This is a genomic window from Algihabitans albus (genome assembly GCF_003572205.1).
In the GTDB taxonomy this organism is placed as follows: Bacteria; Pseudomonadota; Alphaproteobacteria; order Kiloniellales; family DSM-21159; genus Algihabitans; species Algihabitans albus.
Window position 1 is genome coordinate 15,602 of record NZ_QXNY01000008.1, and the last position, 15,399, is coordinate 31,000.

A 15,399-nucleotide genomic window follows, 5' to 3' on the forward strand; every position below is an offset into this window, starting at 1 on the left:
GCGCTTGTTATGAGGGGGCATTCGGCGCGAAGGTGCGATGGGCAAGGTTGGGGCGCGAGCTTGGAGCTAATCGGGTATGGAGTTGGTCGAAGGCGATCTCGAGAGGGCCGACGTCGCGGCGCTGCTGGCCGCGCACCTGGACGGTATGGCCGCGCTCTCGCCGCCGGAGAGCGTGCATGCCCTGGGATTGGAAGAGCTGCGCCGGCCTGAGGTGACCTTCTGGAGTCTGCGCGATGAAGACGAGGTGCTCGGCTGCGGTGCGCTGAAGGAGATCGGGGCCGGTCACGGCGAGATCAAGTCGATGCGCACGGCCGAAGGGCATCAGCGCAAGGGCGTGGCGGCGACCCTGCTGCGTCACATGCTCGCCGAGGCACAGGCGCGCGGCTACCGGCGCGTCAGCCTGGAAACGGGTTCGACAGCGGACTTCGCGGCCGCCCATGCGCTCTACGAGCGTTTCGGCTTCCTCGACTGCGCGCCCTTCGGCGACTACCGCGAGGATCCGCACAGCCGCTATATGACACTGGAGATCCAGAAAACGCCTTTCCCCCATGAGTCTCCCGCGCCAGACTGAGCGTTCCGAAAGCTGGAGCGGCCCCTATGACCCCGGACTACCTGCTGACCTCGCTGATCGTGATTCTGCTGCCGGGCACCGGCGTGCTCTACACGCTGGCCTACGGGCTGGGCCAAGGCTGGCGGGCGAGCGTGCTGGCGGCGCTGGGCTGTACGCTCGGCATTCTGCCGCACATCGCCGCGAGTATCGCCGGGCTGGCCGCGCTGCTGCACACCAGCGCCTTGGCCTTCCAGGTCGTGAAGTATCTCGGCGTCGCCTACCTGCTCTACATGGCCTGGAGCATTCTGCGGGACGGCGGGGCGCTTCAGGTCTCCGAGCGGACCGCCTCCGTCTCTCCGGGCAAGATCGTCGTCAACGGCCTCCTGCTGAACGTTCTGAACCCCAAGCTTTCGTTGTTCTTCCTGGCCTTCCTGCCGCAGTTCGTGCCGGCGGCGGCGGCCAATGCCACGGCCTCCATGCTGATGCTGGCGGGTGTTTTCATGCTGCTGACCTTCGTGGTCTTCGCCGGCTACGGCGCCTTCGCCTCGGCGACGCGGAACTACGTCATCTCGCGGCCGGGCGTGATGCGCTGGCTGCGGCGCGGTTTCGCCGGTGCTTTCGGGGCCTTGGGTCTGCGGCTGGCGCTGGCGGAGCGTTAGACGCTGGCTCTCGTTCTCAGCGCAGCGGGCGTTCCTGCAGCCGGCCGCCGACGGCACTCAAGACCGTTTCGCCGGGGATCGCCCAGGGAAAGTCTGCGAGACTGGCGCGGGCGGCTTCCGGCGTTTCGGGTGGCTGTTCGAAGGTTTGCGCCAGGGCATCGAGATCCCGGGCCGCATCGTCCGTGACGGCTTGGGTCAGGCAGAAGTTGCGTGCCGGTCCCCAGTAGTCCCAAGGCAGCGGCTCGATCATCGCCAGCGTGGCGGCGTCCCTGAGGACGCTGGCCGCCGGAAACCAGTCACCGCTTATGCCGGCGAAGGAGACGCCACAGGTGTCTGGGTCGACCCGGCCGGCGCGGAGGTCCAGCCAAAGCTGGCTGCCGGAGCGAAAGCGCTGCCGGGGAACGCTTTCGACGGCGAAGCCGATGCCGTGGCCTTCGCGGGCGCGTCGACCCATCTGGGCATCGAGCAGATGCCATGCGCCGTCGGTCCGGTATTCGCAGAGCCAATGGTCCTCCCAACGGCCCTGGCGGAAGTAGTCGACGAAGCCGACGCGCAAACGTGCCGCAATTCCGTTGAAGCGGAAGACGCTGGCGGCAAGCAGCGCGAAGTCGTGACAGGAACCGTAGAGGTAGGCCGAGAGCTCGCGCTGTTGCGAAAGAGGCCGAGCGTCGCGAGCGAACGCTGCGGTCAGGAGCTTCTCCACGGTTCGAAGATTCCGGTCCGGCTCCGCCTCCTCCGGCACGCCGAACTTTAGAAACCGTGCCGCCACGTGATGAATCAGAAAGTTCTCCAGCGCGTCGGCCAGGTCGCGCGGCGCAACGGGCAGTTCGGTTAGACGCTCACGCAGCGGGCCGGGGTCCGACCAGAGAGTCTGTTCAGCGTAGTCCATCCAGGTTCTCCCGGCCCTAAGCCACACTCTGAACGGCCCGGCGGAGGGCGGCGCGGGCGAGCAGGCGGGTGGAGTCCAGGGTCGGCAGCGGGGAGTTGCTGTCGTCCACGATCAGAGGGATCTCTGTGCAGCCGAGGATCACGGCGTCGCAACCCCGGTCTCCCAGACCGCTCATGACCCGCTGAAAGGTTGCCACCGCCTCCGGCTTGAAGCGGCCGTAGACCAGGTCCTCCATGATGATGCGGTCGATCGCTTCGCGCTCGTCGGGCTCGGGGCGGAGGCAGTCCAGCCCGCGTGCCGCAAGCTTTTCCGGGTAGACCTCGCTCTCGACCAGCCAGCGGGTGCCGGTCAGGCCGAGCCGGCGGAAACCGCGGGCGACGGCGGCTTCGGCCACCACCTCGGCGATGTGCAGCCAAGGCAGGGGCGAGCGCGGCGCCACATAAGCGAAGGCCCCGTGGATCGTGTTGTCGGGGCAGATCAGGAACTCGGCGCCGATCTTCGCCAGTTTCTCCGCCGAAGCCAGGATCAGATCGCCCACGGCCGGCCAGTCGCCCCGTTCGAGGCAGGCCGTGTAGTCGGCCAGCGAAGGGGTGTGAAGCGACACCTCGGGGTGGGCATGCGGGCCGAGAAACTGCGCGCCCTCGACGCAGATGGTCCGATAGCAGAGGGCGGCGCCTTCAGCCGAGCAGCCGACGATTCCGATGTGCAGGGGGGCTGGGTGCTGGGGTGTGGGGTGTCGGGACTTTGCGTGGAGCATAGCGCTTTCGAGGCCTGAGACTGAGTGGCGGATCCGGTGGTTGCCGATCCAACGATCGCTCACTTTGCCTGGGGAGATGTGACGCCGCTACCTCTCAAGCGTGAGAAACCGACCGCGCCACGACAGTGTGAAGCCGGGTCGGACAGAGCAATGTTTGCGGTATGTTCTTTTTCGGTGGTAAGATCGGCTCTGAGACGCACCGCACCGCGAGAGACTGGGATGAAGCTCACGCAGCAGGAAAAGTTCGACCGCTTTCGCGCGCTGCACGAGCGCGCCGGCGCCTTCGTCATGCCGAATCCCTGGGATGCCGGTACCACGCGCTTACTGTCGGCGATGGGCTTCGAGGCGCTGGCCACGACCAGCGCCGGCTACGCCTTTTCGGTGGGGCGTCGCGACTCCTTCGCCGGTCTGACGCGCGCGGAGCTGATGGAGAACGCCGGCGCGATCGTCGCGGCGACGGAGCTTCCGGTTTCCGGCGATCTGGAGGACGGTTTCGGTGCCTCGCCCGAGAGCTGTGCCCGCACGATCGAGCTGGCGCTCGAGGTCGGGTTGGTCGGCGGGTCGATCGAGGACGCCACCGGAGACCCCGAGGCGCCGATCTATCCCTTCGCGCAGGCCGTGGAGCGGATCGCCGCGGCCAGCCAAGCGGCGCGGGAGCGGCCGTTCCTTCTGACCGGGCGGGCCGAGAACTTCCTCTGGGGCCGTCCGGACCTGGAGGACACGATTCGCCGGCTCCAGGCTTTCTCCGAAGCCGGTGCCGACGTGCTCTATGCACCGGGTCTGCCCGATCTGGAGGCGATTCGAAGGGTCTGTTCGGAGGTCGACAAGCCGGTGAACGTGGTGATGGGCCTGCAGGGCAAAAGCACGTCGGTCGCGGAGCTGGCCGAAGCCGGCGTCAAGCGCATCAGCGTCGGCGGCTCCTTCGCCCGCGCGGCCCTGGGTGCGATGGTCCGCGCCGCCGAGGAGGTACGGGACGGGGGGACCTTTTCCTACGCCGAGCAGGCCCTGGCCGACGCGGAACTCGCCGGCATGATGTTGCAGGAAAAGCGCCGGTAAGGCCGCTGTCGGCGCGCGCCGAGAGAGGGTGCTGACAGAGGGTTCGCAGCGTGCTACCCCGCGCCGACTATGCCGGGCGAGCAACCTGTCCGCCCGATGTTGAGTCAAAAGATGAGAGTCTGTTTTTCGTGATCGGCGGAATCGCGAAGCGGTTCCATAAGATCGCAACAGGCTCCAAAGCACGGGGCTTTATGACGACTGTCTCTCTAATCGTGGGAAACACCGGCGCGGGTAAAAGCACTTACGCCGCGAAGCTGTCGCACGCGCAGGACGCCCATGTCTTTGCGGTCGACGAATGGATGAAGACGCTGTTTCTGGCCGACCAGCCGAACCCCCCAAGCTACGAATGGGCCCTGGAGCGTGTGGAGCGCATCGAGGTTCAGATCCTGCGCGAGTCCCTTCGCCTCCTGGAGCGAAGGGTGAACGTCATCCTGGATCTCGGGTTCTTCCAGAAGGTTCAGAGGATGCGGGTCCTGGACTTCTTTTCCCGTCAGGGCCAGACGGCGGTCGTTCACTATCTGGATGTGGACAAGGAAACCCGCTGGCAAAGGGTGAACCACCGCAATACCCGACAGACCGAGACCTATCAGTTCGAGGTGTCGCGCGAGATCTTCGAGTTCTGCGAGACGATCTTCGAGCCCTTGGACGGTGGCGAACTGCGGGATGCGGTGGTCGTTCCCGTCTGACGGCGGGTCGAAAGAGCCGAGGCGCCAGCCGCAGAAAGTTAGGCGGAAACCTAAATGTCTTGCGCGCTAGGGTGGATTTCGATAAGTTAGGCAGATGCCTAACCAAGAAGCCGCTCTCGACACGATCTTTCGCGCCCTGGCCGATCCGACGCGGCGGGCGGTGATTCAGCGGCTTGGGCGGGGACCCGCGTCGGTCAGCGAGTTGGCCGAGCCCTTCGAGATGGCGCTGCCGTCCTTTCTGCAGCATCTGCGCGTGCTGGAAGAAAGCGGCCTGGTGCGTTCCAAGAAGGCCGGGCGTGTGCGGACCTGCGAGATCACGCCGGAGGAGCTGGCGCGGGCCGAGACCTGGATGGTCGAGCAGCGCGCACTTTGGGAAAGCCGTATCGACCGGCTCGAGGTCTACCTGCAGGGGCTGCAGGCCGGGGAGGACGAGGCGTGACTGCTATCGACAAGAGCGCCGCGACGCCGGATTTGGAGATCGTCGTCGAGCGCATTCCGGATGCCTCGCGCGTTGTGTACCGCTTCGCCGCGAACCTGAGAGAATTGAGACGTTAGAGATCGGGTGGGACGCCGATCGAGCTGGGACGCAAGAGGGAGGGAGTTATGGAAGCGACAGACCATAAGGCCGGCGCCTCGGCGCAGGACGAGGCCGAGCTGCGCGGCATTCTGACCGATCAGACCGAGGCGCTCCGGCAGAAGGATGTCGAGGCGCTGGTCATGCACTATGCTCCGGGGGTGTTGATCAGCGATCTGGCGCCGCCGCTGACGCACCGGGGAATCGACTCTGCCGGGCTGACGGCCTGGCTGGAGACCTGGGACGGTCCTATCGGTCTCGACCAGCGCGACCTCGTCTTCACCTTGGGCGATCCTCTGGCCTTCGCCACCAGCCTCAATCGCATGACCGGACGCAAGCGGGACGGAGAGGAGGTGGATGTGTGGTTTCGCGCGACGGTCTGCTTCGAGAAGAGCGCGGGGCGCTGGCGGGTGGTTCACGAACACACCTCCGTGCCCTTCCATATGGACGGAAGTCTGCGCGCGGCCGTCGATCTGATGCCCCCCGGTCCGATACCCGCCGATGCAATCTCCACCACCAGTCGGGGAGCAAGAGCATGACACGGATCACGGCCGTTTCTCCGGCACTGTCCGGCCGGAAAGAGCAAAGACCGACGCAGGAAGACGCGACGTCCCTTGATATCGAAGTCGATGTGGTCGTCACGCGGATCCTGGCGGCGCCGCCGGTACTGGTCTGGCGCGCCTGGACCGAGGCGAAGCGGGTCTCGGCCTGGTGGGGACCGCAAGGCTGCGAGGTCAGCGACTGCGAGATCGATCTCAGGGTGGGCGGTGTCTTTCGCCTCAATCTGCGGGCGCCCGACGGCACGGTCCATCCCTGTGCCGGTATTTTCCGGGAGGTCCGGGCCCCTGAGCACCTGGTCCTGGAGGGCGTGACGGCGGAAGGGGCGGCTGGCGCCGGCAGCGCCTGCGGAGCGGGGTTGCCGCTGGGATCCGTCGTGACCGTCACCTTTCAAGCGGCGGGAGACCAGACCCGGCTGACGCTCCACACACGCTTTCCAAACGCGGCGGCGCGGCGTGCCGCCGAGGCGAGCGGCTACAAGGAAGGTTGGCCGCAGAGCTTCGACCGTCTGGCAGAGGAGCTTGCGGTATGACCTACGTGGACGGTTTCGTGCTCGCGGTGCCCACGGCGAAGCGTGCGGACTACGAGAAAGTCGCGGAGGCGGCGGCCGTGGTGTTCAAGGAGCACGGCGCGCTGAGCCTGGTGGAGTGCTGGGGCGACGATGTGCCGGACGGCGAAGTCACCTCCTTCCCTATGGCCGTGAAATGCCGGGGCGACGAGACCGTGGTCTTCGCCTGGATCACCTGGCCGTCGCGCGAGGCGCGCGATGCCGGCAATGAGAAGGTGATGGCCGACCCGCGCATGGAGGGCGCCATGAACGACATGCCCTTCGATGGGAAGCGGATGATCCTGGGTGGCTTCCAAGCCATCGTCGAGCGCTGAGACACGGCCCGCGCAGACCGCGCTCTAGCCGCGGCGTGCGGTGATCCGCAGCTCGACCGCATCGCCGAAGCCGAGGCCGGCCGCCGCGAGATGCGCTTGCAGGAAATCGAAGACGTCGCGGATTTGAGCCTCGGGCTGCCGTGTCAGCGTGCCGTCGTGGTGCGTGCCGGTGACGCCGGAGAAGAACAGGGAGTCGCCGGTGTCGAGTACCGGCGAGCGTCTTCTTCACGGAGTCGTTCCTCTTCCAGAAAATCGGACTCAGGCGACCGGCTTCGAGACTTCCGAAACTTCGCCCGGTCCGCGCGCGGTCCTCGCGCGCGATGTCAGAACCGCAAACATCATGGATCTTCGACGATGACCTCAGCCGTTTCTCTCTGCAACCTCGCGCTGACGCGGATCGGGGCGCAGACCATCAACGACCTGAACGAGGCCTCCTCGGCCGCGCGGCATTGCACCGCGCTCTATGCGCCGACCCGCGATGCGCTGCTGCAGTCTCAGGCCTGGCGTTTCGCCCGTGCCCGCCAGCCGCTTGCAGAACTGCAGCTCGAGCCCGGCGAGCGGTCCAGTGAGTGGGCCCATGTCTACGCCCTGCCGACCGACTGCCTGACACCGCTCTATATCGAGCCCTCGGGCCGTGCGCTCGCGGCTGGCTGGAGTGCAGGGTCCCCCTGGCCGAGCGAGGCGGTAACGCCGCCGGTGACCCTGCGGCCGGCCCAAGCGACGCCGGACTTCGAGGTGCGGGCCGGGCGGCGGATCCTGAGCGACCAGCCCGAGGCGGCGTTGATCTACACCGCCCGCATCGAGGACCCGAACCGCTTCGACCCGCTGTTCGTCGAGGCCCTCTCCTGGCGCTTGGCCGCAGATCTGGCATCGGCGCTCAAAGGCGACGTACGCCGCCGGCAGGAAGCCTTGCGCGAGGCCCTGACGGCCAGCAATGCCGCGCGCGCCGCGGATGCCGCCGCGGCGACGATCCGGGACGATCACGACGCCGCCTGGATTCGCGCGCGCTGACGCGTTCCGCAGGGCGAGAAGCGATCAGGAAGGTGGGTTGGCCGGTTCGGTCTCGCGCAGGGACGGCCGCTCGCAGAAGGTTCCGTACCAAGCGGCCACCTTCGGAGCGTCTTGCCTCCAGTCCTTGTCCGGAGACCGGAAGTCCAGATAGCCGAGCAGCACGCCCAGCGCGATCTGACCGAGGTCGATGGGCTCGCGCAGGACTTGCTCGTGCTCTTCGAACCATTTGAGGCCGCTATCGATCTTGTCCCATTGGTCGTCGATCCAGACCGACCAGCGCTGCGCCTCGGGCCGCAGCCAGGTTTCGTAGCGCAGCAGGACCGCCGACTCGCACATGCCCTGGGCCAGGGCGTGGCTGGTCAGGACCTGCCAGCGGCGCTCGCGGTCCTGAGGAATCAACCGCCCCCCGCCCGCGCGGTCGTCCAGGTATTCGCAGATCACGGTGGAATCGTAGAGCACTTGTCCGCTCTCGGTCGTCAGGGCTGGAACGCGCCGCAGGGGATTGGCCTCGCGCGCGTAGTCGGCGTTCGGCTTGCCCGGAACGACGGCGGTCGGGATGAGCTCGATCCTATCGTCCAAGCCAAGCTCGATCGCCGCGATCCGCACCTTCCGCACGAAGGGCGAACTGGAACTGAAATAGAGTTTCATCGCCATCTGTCTATCGGTTCCGTCTGGTTTGAGCCGGGCGCCGCGAGAGGCGTGGCGACGCCGGAAGGGTGGGGCTGCAAGCAGGGTTATCCCACCGAATCGTCGTTGCGACAAACCTCCAAGGCCGTCCCGGCGCTGCCGTGGCGTCGCAACACCTTTTCACTCTGGAACGAGATCTTCGCGGCCATGCTGAAAGCCTTGCAACCCTCCTTCGCCGGCGGCGAGATAGCGCCGGACCTGCTGGCGCGGGTCGATACCGCCAAGTGGCAAGTCGGCGTCGCCCAGGCGCGGAACGTTTTCGTGCGGCCCTACGGCGGGCTCTCCACCCGGCCCGGCCTGCGCTTCGTCGCGGAGGTCAAGGACTCGGCGGCCACAACGCGGCTGATCCCTTTCCAGTTCAACACCGAACAGACTTACGCGCTGGAGTTCGGCGGCGGCTACATCCGCTTCCACCGGGACACGGGGCAGATCGTGGAAGGCAATCAGGCCATCGGCGGAGCGACCCAGGCCAACCCGGTTGTGATTTCAGCCAACGGTCACGGCTACATCAACGACGATGAAATCTTCATCTCCGGCGTCCTTGGCATGACCGAGCTGAACGGCCGGAACTTCCGGGTCGCCAACGCCACGGCGAACAGCTTCAGCCTGCGGAGCATCGGCGGCGCCACCATCGACGGCACTGGCTACGGAGCCTACGGTTCCGGCGGCTCGACGGCGCGGGTCTATCAGATCGCCACTCCCTACAGCGATGTCTTCGACATCGGTTACGTCCAGTCGAACGACGTGATGTACCTCTGTCACCCCAGTCACGCGCCTCGCAAACTCAGCCGCACCGGGGACACGGCCTGGACTCTCGAGACTATCGACTTCCTGCCGACGATCGCCGCGCCCACGGGCGTGACGACGCAGCGCATCAACGGCAGCACGGGGTCGGACGGCGTGCGCGATCACACCTACGTCGTCTCGGCAGTCAACGGCGACACGGGCGAAGAGTCGCTGCCGTCGGCAAGTGCCACGACCGCCAACGATTTGAGTCTTGCGAACAGCCGCAACAGGATCGACTGGAGCGCGGTGCCGGGGGCAGATCGCTACATCGTCTACAAGGACGAGAACGGCGTGTTCGGCTACATCGGGGAGGCTATCGGCCTCAGGTTCGACGACGACAATATCGATCCCGACACCTCCGACACGCCGCAGCGGGCGCGAAACCCCTTTGACGCTGCCGGGAAGTATCCTTCGATCACGATGATCCACCAGGAGCGGTTGGGCTTCGGGCAATCGAACGACCGGCCGCAAACCGTCTGGTTTTCCTCCAGCGCGAACTTCGAGAACTTCAACGTCTCGGAACCGACCAAGGACGACGACGCGATCGAGATCACGCTCGCGGCGCGGCAGGTGAACGAGATCCGCGCCATGGTCTCGCTGGAGGACCTGATCATCTTCACGTCGGGCGCCGAATGGCGGCTGAACGCGCCGAACGACGGCGTTCTGACGCCGAGCAATCGCGCCGCGCGTGCCCAGACCTATCACGGCGCCTCGAAGGTGCCGCCGGTGGTGATCGGCAATACCGTGCTCTTCGTGCAGGACAAGGGGTCTGTCGTGCGCGATCTGGCCTACAGCTTCGAGAGCGACGGCTACCGCGGCAACGATCTGACGATCTTCGCCCCGCACCTGTTCCGCAACCGCATGATTGTCGACTGGTGCTACGCCCAGGCGCCCTACAAGCTGGTGCAGGCGGTACGGGACGACGGCGCCCTGCTGACCCTGGCCTATCTGCTCGAGCATCAGGTCTGGGGCTGGTCGCGTTATGAGACGGCCGGCAGGTTCAAATCGGTCTGCTCCATCAGCGAAGGCAATGCGGACGCCGTCTACTGCATCGTCGAGCGCGAGGTCGAGGGCCGAACCGTCCAATACGTGGAGCGCTTCGACGACCGCAGTTTCGAGACGGTGGAGGAGGCCTTCTGCGTCGACGCCGGCCTGACCTACCGGGGCCCGGCCACCGCGCGCCTGGGCAACCTTTGGCACCTGGAGGGCGAGACCGTGACGGTCCTGGCCGACGGCAACGTGGTCAAGGCCCTGACCGTCCGCAACGGCGAGATCGTCCTACCCAATCCCGCGAACCTGGTCCATGTCGGCCTGGCCTACAGCTGCGATATCCAGACCCTGCCGCTCGACCTGGGCAACCTGGGAGAGACCGGCACGGTGATGGGCCGTCAGAAGCGCATCGGCGCCCTGACCCTCAGGGTACAGGAGGCGCGCGGCATCTTCGCCGGCCCTTCCTTCGCGCGGCTGGACGAATGGAAGCAGCGCTCGACCGAGGCCTACGGAGAGGCGATCCGGCTCTTCACCGGCGACGTCTCCATGGACATTCCGCCGGAGTGGAACGACCAGGGGATCGTCTGCATCCGTCAGGCCGACCCGCTACCGCTGACCTTGTTGTCTCTCGCCCCCGAAGTGGATATCGGCGCATGAGGGAGGCAGCCGAGATCGAGATCCGTGCGGCACGCCTCTCCGACGCGGCGGAGCTGGCCCCGCGTCTGCGCCCGGCGGACCGGCGCGAGGTCATGGCCTCCCACGGGCATCGGCCGCTGCAGGCTCTGATTCAGAGCCTGCGGCACTCCGACCTCGCCTGGGCGGGTCTGATCGATGGCGAAGTCCTCGCGCTCTGGGGTGCGGGCACCACGGCCTTGCTGGGGCGCCAGGGTGCGCCCTGGCTACTGGCCGGACGCGGTCTGGAGCGCCACAAGCGTTCCTTCCTGCGGCTCAGCCGCGAGAACCTGGCGCGCCTCCAGGCGCGCTACGACTACCTGGAGAACTGGGTCGACGCGCGCAACACGCGCTCGATCCGCTGGCTGCGCTGGCTCGGCTTCACCTTGGAGCCGGCGGCGCCCCACGGCCGTTTCGGCCGCCCCTTTCACCGTTTCTGGATGAGACCCGACCGGATGCAGAACCATGTGTGAACCGTTTCTGATCGCCTCGACGGCGGCCACTCTGGGCAGCGCCGCCATGCAGATGCAGGCGCAGAGCCAGCAGGCGGCGGCCCAGCGCGCCGCGCTGAACTATCAGCGGCAGGTGGCGGAGAACAACGCCAGCACCTCCGAGGCGCTGGCCGAGGATGCCCGCCAGCGCGGCCGCGCGCAGGAGCGCGCGCAGCGGATGCAGACCCAGCAGTTGCTGGGCCGGCAGCGCGCCGTGCTGGGAGCCACCGGCCTGCAGGCGGACAGCGGTTCGGCGCTGAACATCCTGGGCGACACGGCGGCGCTGGGCGAACTGGATGCCCTGCAGATCCGCGACAACGCCGCGCGCGAGGCCTGGCAGTTCCGAGCGCAGGCCTCCAACGACCAGGCCCAGGCCGGCCTCCTCGGACTGCAGGCCAGCAACGTTCAAGGCGCCTCGCCGGCGCCTCTGCTGACCACACTCGGTCGCGTCTCGGACCGTTGGTACGGCTACGGCAAGGACAGCGGATGGTGGTCGACCTGATGGGGAGACGGGCACCGGTGGCCGGCGGTTCACAGCATCCCGCGACCTCGCCGGAGGTGGAGACCGAGGCGGCGCGCGATGTCTCGGCACCGGCGAGATCCGTCGAGCCGATACGGCCGGCGTCCGAAGCGGCCGTTGATGTCGCAGCGCCGCCCGATCCGCCGGTTCGAGACGAGCCGCCGGCCGAGGCACCCACGGTGGCCTTTCCTCCACCCCTGCGGGATCCGCAGTGGGAGGCGACGCTGGCGCAGGCGCGCTGGATCGCGCGTCTCGGGATGCGCAAGCGGCGTCCGGACGGGACGCGGGAGGACTGGCTGGAGCCGGCACAGCGCGCTGTGCTTGAGCGGCGCGGGCGCCTGCGCCTGGCTCTCTACAAGGCCGCGGACGCCTTCGCCGCGCGCGAGGGCCGCGCGCCGGACAAGCACGAGCAGCGCCGACTGCTCGCCCGATTGCTTATCGAGGACGCCGGGGCGCCGCCGAGCGGGAGCACTGCGGCTGCCGCTTTCGCCCAGGGCGATCCGGGCTCGGCGCGAAGTCACCTTCGCCGTGTCTCGGCGGGCAGCGCGCGAGCGTCCGAAGAGACCCTGCGTTCCGATCCGCAGATTGCAACTGCCGAAGCTCCGCGCGCACCGCCGCTGCCAACGTCGGATGACGGAGAGGACCGCGATCCGCTCGATGTGGCTGAAGCCAATTTGAGAGAGACAGCGAGGGGCTGGCGGTTGCGGGGCTGGACCGGAGCTGCCGACTTTCTGGAGAAATTCCTGAATCGCGACGAGTCTCCAGTCGTTCTTTCACGTGAAGAGGCCCGGAAGATCGAATTCGTCCGAATTGCCGAAAAAGAGAACAATCGGCGCTTCATAAATGACACATTCACGGGAAATACTGAAAAAAGAGAAATTACAGAGTGCCTTCGCTTTATGACGGACGGAGAGAAATGCGAAATTCAAGACCACTATAACTATCTAAGACCGAGCTGGATTTCGAATATTCGGGGGTTTTACAACTTTGCTCAAGACGAACTGCCTGACACAGACCGGACCCGGGAAATCGACCACTTCCTGTCCTATGGAGCTTTTCATGTCAGATCTGAAGTCGCCTTCGAGGCGGAGAGACATGGAGCCGAGATAAGGATAGTGGGAAATATCACTCATCGGATGATAGATACCTACGACTTCAGCACATACAGTTTTGGCCCATTCGATTTCAGTTTCGATCCGATCTCCGAAGCTTACGCTTTGCAGACCGCGGGACGAGGTACGCCTTTCGAGATCGGAAGTGTCTGGCGACAGAAAATCCAAGGGACCGTGGAGGTTCTCGGGAGCAAGTCGGTAAGGCGCGATGGAAGGAGATTTCGAGAATTCAGACTCGGCGACCCCCGGTTTCGGGTTTGGGATATCGATCCATGAGAGTTGATAGATGACCCTCGCTTTAGAGAGCAAATCCCCTCCCAGCTTTCCGCGACGACACAAAGGTAAGTTACTGATCTTGTTGCTCTTAGGGATCTTGTCATTCTCATTTGCGCCCTATCGGCCAAGCTGTGGATTGCCGGGCTACAGTTTCGGACCGGAGTTTCGGGCCGAATATCTCGAGGCTTTGCTTGGGCACATGTACCGCTTGCGGGAGAGTGAGGGGCATAATTGGAGTAGAGTCTTCATAATGAGAGGTTTGCGACTCTATCTCTTGCGGTGGGAGCGGAACACCATGCTGACGCAGGAAGCCAATCGTTTGGCGGCGCGAGATATTCTCGACGGTTGGCTCAAGAACTTGCCCGACCGGGAAAGGCTGGACGAGCTAGATCGAATGGATCGGGGTATAGCTATCGCCGAGGGAGCGAGGGGCGACTTGGCCTTGGCGCGCCTCTGGTGCTCCGATCTGCAGGATGTAACGAGAGCGAATCTCTAAAAGGATAGAGTATGCGCCGCTTGTCGGCGTCTGCTGGCCACCACTGCAGCTGGTTATGTTTTTGCGCAGCTGCTGTCTGTCCCGATAATCGCAATGTTCGTTCGAGGGCGGAGACGTGTCGGAGAGGACACAGAGAATGCGTTGGCGTTGGACTTGCCGGAGACTGTTTCTGCTTTTGGGAATGACGGCCTTCTTGGCACTCAACGTTCACCCGTTCGTAGTCTCCTGCGATCGGGGCGGTCCTTGGCTGGGGCCGGAGCTGAGGGCGGAGTATCGGCTTGCAGTCGTGCGAGGGATGCTCAATCTGCGCGAGGGCTGGTTCACCTGGCCTGGCCACGAGCTTTTCGATCCGGGCACCTTCGACTGGTCTGGCCTGGTGCTTACGGTCGGCGACCGCCTCTACATGATTTCCTGGGAGACTCTGACCGATCTTCCCCTCAATGCGTCGAACGGTGCAGTCCGGGGTATTGCAAGTCGCTGGGTGCAAGCCGGGCTCTCGGAAGGGCCGGTATACGAGTACTACAAAGCGATGCAGTTACGAGGCTCGGCCGGCTTTAGAGCTCAGGACGAAACGTTCTGCGCCGCGATTGAGGTTATTGCCACACCGGGTGTGCCTCGTACGGGCCTCGAGCCTGTCGCAGTACCGGTACATACCGATCAGAGGTGAGGCGCGATCGCTGCCGCGGTGAGCAGCCGAGCTGTCTTCTCCGGTGTGACGGCTGGGTATGGCGCGGGTATGGCGGCGGACTCTATTCGGGCGCATCTGCGGCCGGCCTGTGCTGCTTCTGTAAGGGCGGCGCGGGCCCATCGGAACAATCGGGAGAGTCAGATGCGTGACTGCCGGCTTTTTACTCGTGCGTCATCCGGATGCGACGCCGCCTGTCAGCCGACGTCAACTTTCACCGGCGGGGATGTGAATTCAGCGTTGTTTTTCGAAGATGATGCGGTGCTGCGAGCAGATCTAAGGAGCGACTCAGCGTCTTTCCTGATTGATCGTCCCTCTACCACAGATCACGCCATGTTCGACGAGCTGAGGGTCGTTACGCGCTTGCCGAGCGGTGAAACGATCGAAGCCGGCTTCTGGCTCAGGCTAAGCCTCATGGGTGGGCCGGAAAGCTATTCAGTCGTGTTGAAAGGCAGCGGCATCAAGGCGCTGTGAATTCGCGCGCGCACTTTAGAGGAAGAGGACCTGCCGCCTTCGGAAACCCTCAGCATCCCGAAGGCTCTTTGGTGGACTTGGGAAGCCACGACCCGTTGCCAGGTCAAGCGCCCGTTCGACGTCAACCCAGCCGCTTTTTCAGGATGACATGAGAGCAACCGCCGCCCTTCGTTTGCGAGGCTGATTCGCAACTCTCGTCGAGATCCTGAGTCTGACCTCCGCCGGGGGAGCCGTGCATCCGGCGCAGCGTTAGGCTCGCGCCGAAGCCGAAGAGGGAGCGGTGCCAGGCGGCTCGGTAGAGCTTACGCGCCTTGCACTCCTCAGCACCAGTGCCGCCGACGATACGCAGCCGGCGGCCAACCGGTGTCCACAGTCCGGATATCCGTCGGTCGGGACCGTTCTCGCGGTTTCCAGTGAGCGGTACTCCGTCCGCCTGCTCTCGGCAGGGACCTGGCGGATGGGTCACGCCACCGGCTGAAGCGAGACCGCGTCCGCTCGCGCGTAGCGCGTGCGCGCTGCGTCGCGCCTCTCTCCAGACCTTCACAGCACACGCGAATTTCCGACCGCAGCGTCGCCCTGGCGCCGGCC

19 protein-coding genes and 1 pseudogene are annotated in these 15,399 nt (G+C 65.5%); 16 read left to right on the plus strand and 4 right to left on the minus strand.

What is annotated here, in order from left to right:
- Positions 1-76 precede the first annotated feature (76 nt).
- Together DBZ32_RS19980 and DBZ32_RS19985 are read left to right on the plus strand one after the other, a co-directional pair.
- Positions 77-571 carry a GNAT family N-acetyltransferase gene (locus DBZ32_RS19980; protein WP_119169036.1) on the plus strand — a complete coding sequence of 165 codons (495 nt, stop codon included), beginning with the start codon at positions 77-79 and terminating at the stop codon, positions 569-571.
- Between the two features lie 26 nt (positions 572-597).
- Positions 598-1,209, plus strand: a complete 612-nt coding sequence (locus DBZ32_RS19985) for a LysE family translocator (RefSeq protein WP_119169037.1) — start codon at positions 598-600, stop codon at positions 1,207-1,209.
- A 16-nt stretch (positions 1,210-1,225) separates the two neighbouring features.
- Here DBZ32_RS19985 and DBZ32_RS19990 read toward each other — a convergent pair whose 3' ends face one another.
- Positions 1,226-2,098: a transglutaminase domain-containing protein gene (locus DBZ32_RS19990; protein WP_119169038.1), complete on the minus strand. Its 873-nt coding sequence runs from the start codon at positions 2,096-2,098 to the stop codon at positions 1,226-1,228.
- A gap of 16 nt (positions 2,099-2,114) precedes the next feature.
- Entirely contained in the window at positions 2,115-2,855 is a 741-nt protein-coding gene (locus DBZ32_RS19995) for an aspartate/glutamate racemase family protein (protein WP_119169039.1), read from the minus strand.
- Positions 2,856-3,074: 219 nt separating this feature from the next.
- On the opposite strand from DBZ32_RS19995, the gene DBZ32_RS20000 reads away from it, so the two are divergent.
- The 6 genes from DBZ32_RS20000 (at position 3,075) to DBZ32_RS20025 (ending at position 6,611) form a co-directional block, all read left to right on the plus strand.
- On the plus strand, positions 3,075-3,911 hold the full coding sequence (locus tag DBZ32_RS20000; protein WP_119169040.1) for an isocitrate lyase/PEP mutase family protein: 837 nt from the start codon (positions 3,075-3,077) through the stop codon (positions 3,909-3,911).
- Positions 3,912-4,102: 191 nt separating this feature from the next.
- Positions 4,103-4,597, plus strand: a complete 495-nt coding sequence (locus DBZ32_RS20005; protein WP_162906874.1) for an AAA family ATPase — start codon at positions 4,103-4,105, stop codon at positions 4,595-4,597.
- A 94-nt stretch (positions 4,598-4,691) separates the two neighbouring features.
- Positions 4,692-5,036 carry an ArsR/SmtB family transcription factor gene (locus tag DBZ32_RS20010; protein ID WP_119169042.1) on the plus strand — a complete coding sequence of 115 codons (345 nt, stop codon included), beginning with the start codon at positions 4,692-4,694 and terminating at the stop codon, positions 5,034-5,036.
- 164 nt (positions 5,037-5,200) lie between these two features.
- Positions 5,201-5,710 (plus strand): YybH family protein, encoded by a 510-nt coding sequence (locus DBZ32_RS20015; protein ID WP_119169043.1) that lies wholly within the window; start codon positions 5,201-5,203, stop codon positions 5,708-5,710.
- Positions 5,707-6,261: an SRPBCC family protein gene (locus tag DBZ32_RS20020; RefSeq protein ID WP_119169044.1), complete on the plus strand. Its 555-nt coding sequence runs from the start codon at positions 5,707-5,709 to the stop codon at positions 6,259-6,261. Before DBZ32_RS20015 ends, DBZ32_RS20020 begins: the two co-directional genes overlap by 4 nt.
- Positions 6,258-6,611, plus strand: coding sequence for a DUF1428 domain-containing protein (locus DBZ32_RS20025; RefSeq protein WP_119169045.1), 354 nt, complete (start codon positions 6,258-6,260; stop codon positions 6,609-6,611). The genes DBZ32_RS20020 and DBZ32_RS20025 overlap by 4 nt, the downstream gene beginning before the upstream one ends.
- A 24-nt stretch (positions 6,612-6,635) precedes the next feature.
- Here DBZ32_RS20025 and DBZ32_RS22905 read toward each other — a convergent pair.
- Positions 6,636-6,815 (minus strand): annotated as a pseudogene (locus DBZ32_RS22905) (hypothetical protein); the annotation flags it as partial.
- A 150-nt stretch (positions 6,816-6,965) separates the two neighbouring features.
- On the opposite strand from DBZ32_RS22905, the gene DBZ32_RS20035 reads away from it, so the two are divergent.
- Entirely contained in the window at positions 6,966-7,622 is a 657-nt protein-coding gene (locus tag DBZ32_RS20035) for a hypothetical protein (protein WP_119169046.1), read from the plus strand.
- 24 nt (positions 7,623-7,646) lie between these two features.
- Here DBZ32_RS20035 and DBZ32_RS20040 read toward each other — a convergent pair whose 3' ends face one another.
- On the minus strand, positions 7,647-8,276 hold the full coding sequence (locus tag DBZ32_RS20040; RefSeq protein WP_208539340.1) for a glutathione S-transferase: 630 nt from the start codon (positions 8,274-8,276) through the stop codon (positions 7,647-7,649).
- Between the two features lie 99 nt (positions 8,277-8,375).
- On the opposite strand from DBZ32_RS20040, the gene DBZ32_RS20045 reads away from it, so the two are divergent.
- The 7 genes from DBZ32_RS20045 to DBZ32_RS22205 all read left to right on the plus strand — a co-directional run bounded on the left by DBZ32_RS20045 (position 8,376) and on the right by DBZ32_RS22205 (position 14,811).
- Positions 8,376-10,742 carry a phage nozzle protein gene (locus DBZ32_RS20045; RefSeq protein WP_119169047.1) on the plus strand — a complete coding sequence of 789 codons (2,367 nt, stop codon included), beginning with the start codon at positions 8,376-8,378 and terminating at the stop codon, positions 10,740-10,742.
- Complete coding sequence (locus DBZ32_RS20050; RefSeq protein WP_208539341.1) at positions 10,739-11,230, plus strand: hypothetical protein; 492 nt, start codon at positions 10,739-10,741, stop codon at positions 11,228-11,230. The genes DBZ32_RS20045 and DBZ32_RS20050 overlap by 4 nt, the downstream gene beginning before the upstream one ends.
- Positions 11,223-11,750, plus strand: a complete 528-nt coding sequence (locus tag DBZ32_RS20055) for a virion core protein, T7 gp14 family (RefSeq protein WP_208539342.1) — start codon at positions 11,223-11,225, stop codon at positions 11,748-11,750. The genes DBZ32_RS20050 and DBZ32_RS20055 overlap by 8 nt, the downstream gene beginning before the upstream one ends.
- On the plus strand, positions 11,735-13,156 hold the full coding sequence (locus DBZ32_RS20060) for a hypothetical protein (RefSeq protein WP_119169048.1): 1,422 nt from the start codon (positions 11,735-11,737) through the stop codon (positions 13,154-13,156). Before DBZ32_RS20055 ends, DBZ32_RS20060 begins: the two co-directional genes overlap by 16 nt.
- Positions 13,157-13,451: 295 nt before the next feature.
- Positions 13,452-13,652 carry a hypothetical protein gene (locus DBZ32_RS20065; protein ID WP_208539343.1) on the plus strand — a complete coding sequence of 67 codons (201 nt, stop codon included), beginning with the start codon at positions 13,452-13,454 and terminating at the stop codon, positions 13,650-13,652.
- Positions 13,653-13,788: 136 nt separating this feature from the next.
- Positions 13,789-14,319 carry a hypothetical protein gene (locus DBZ32_RS20070; protein WP_162906876.1) on the plus strand — a complete coding sequence of 177 codons (531 nt, stop codon included), beginning with the start codon at positions 13,789-13,791 and terminating at the stop codon, positions 14,317-14,319.
- A 162-nt stretch (positions 14,320-14,481) separates the two neighbouring features.
- Complete coding sequence (locus tag DBZ32_RS22205) at positions 14,482-14,811, plus strand: hypothetical protein (RefSeq protein WP_162906877.1); 330 nt, start codon at positions 14,482-14,484, stop codon at positions 14,809-14,811.
- The last annotated feature ends 588 nt before the right edge of the window (positions 14,812-15,399 follow it).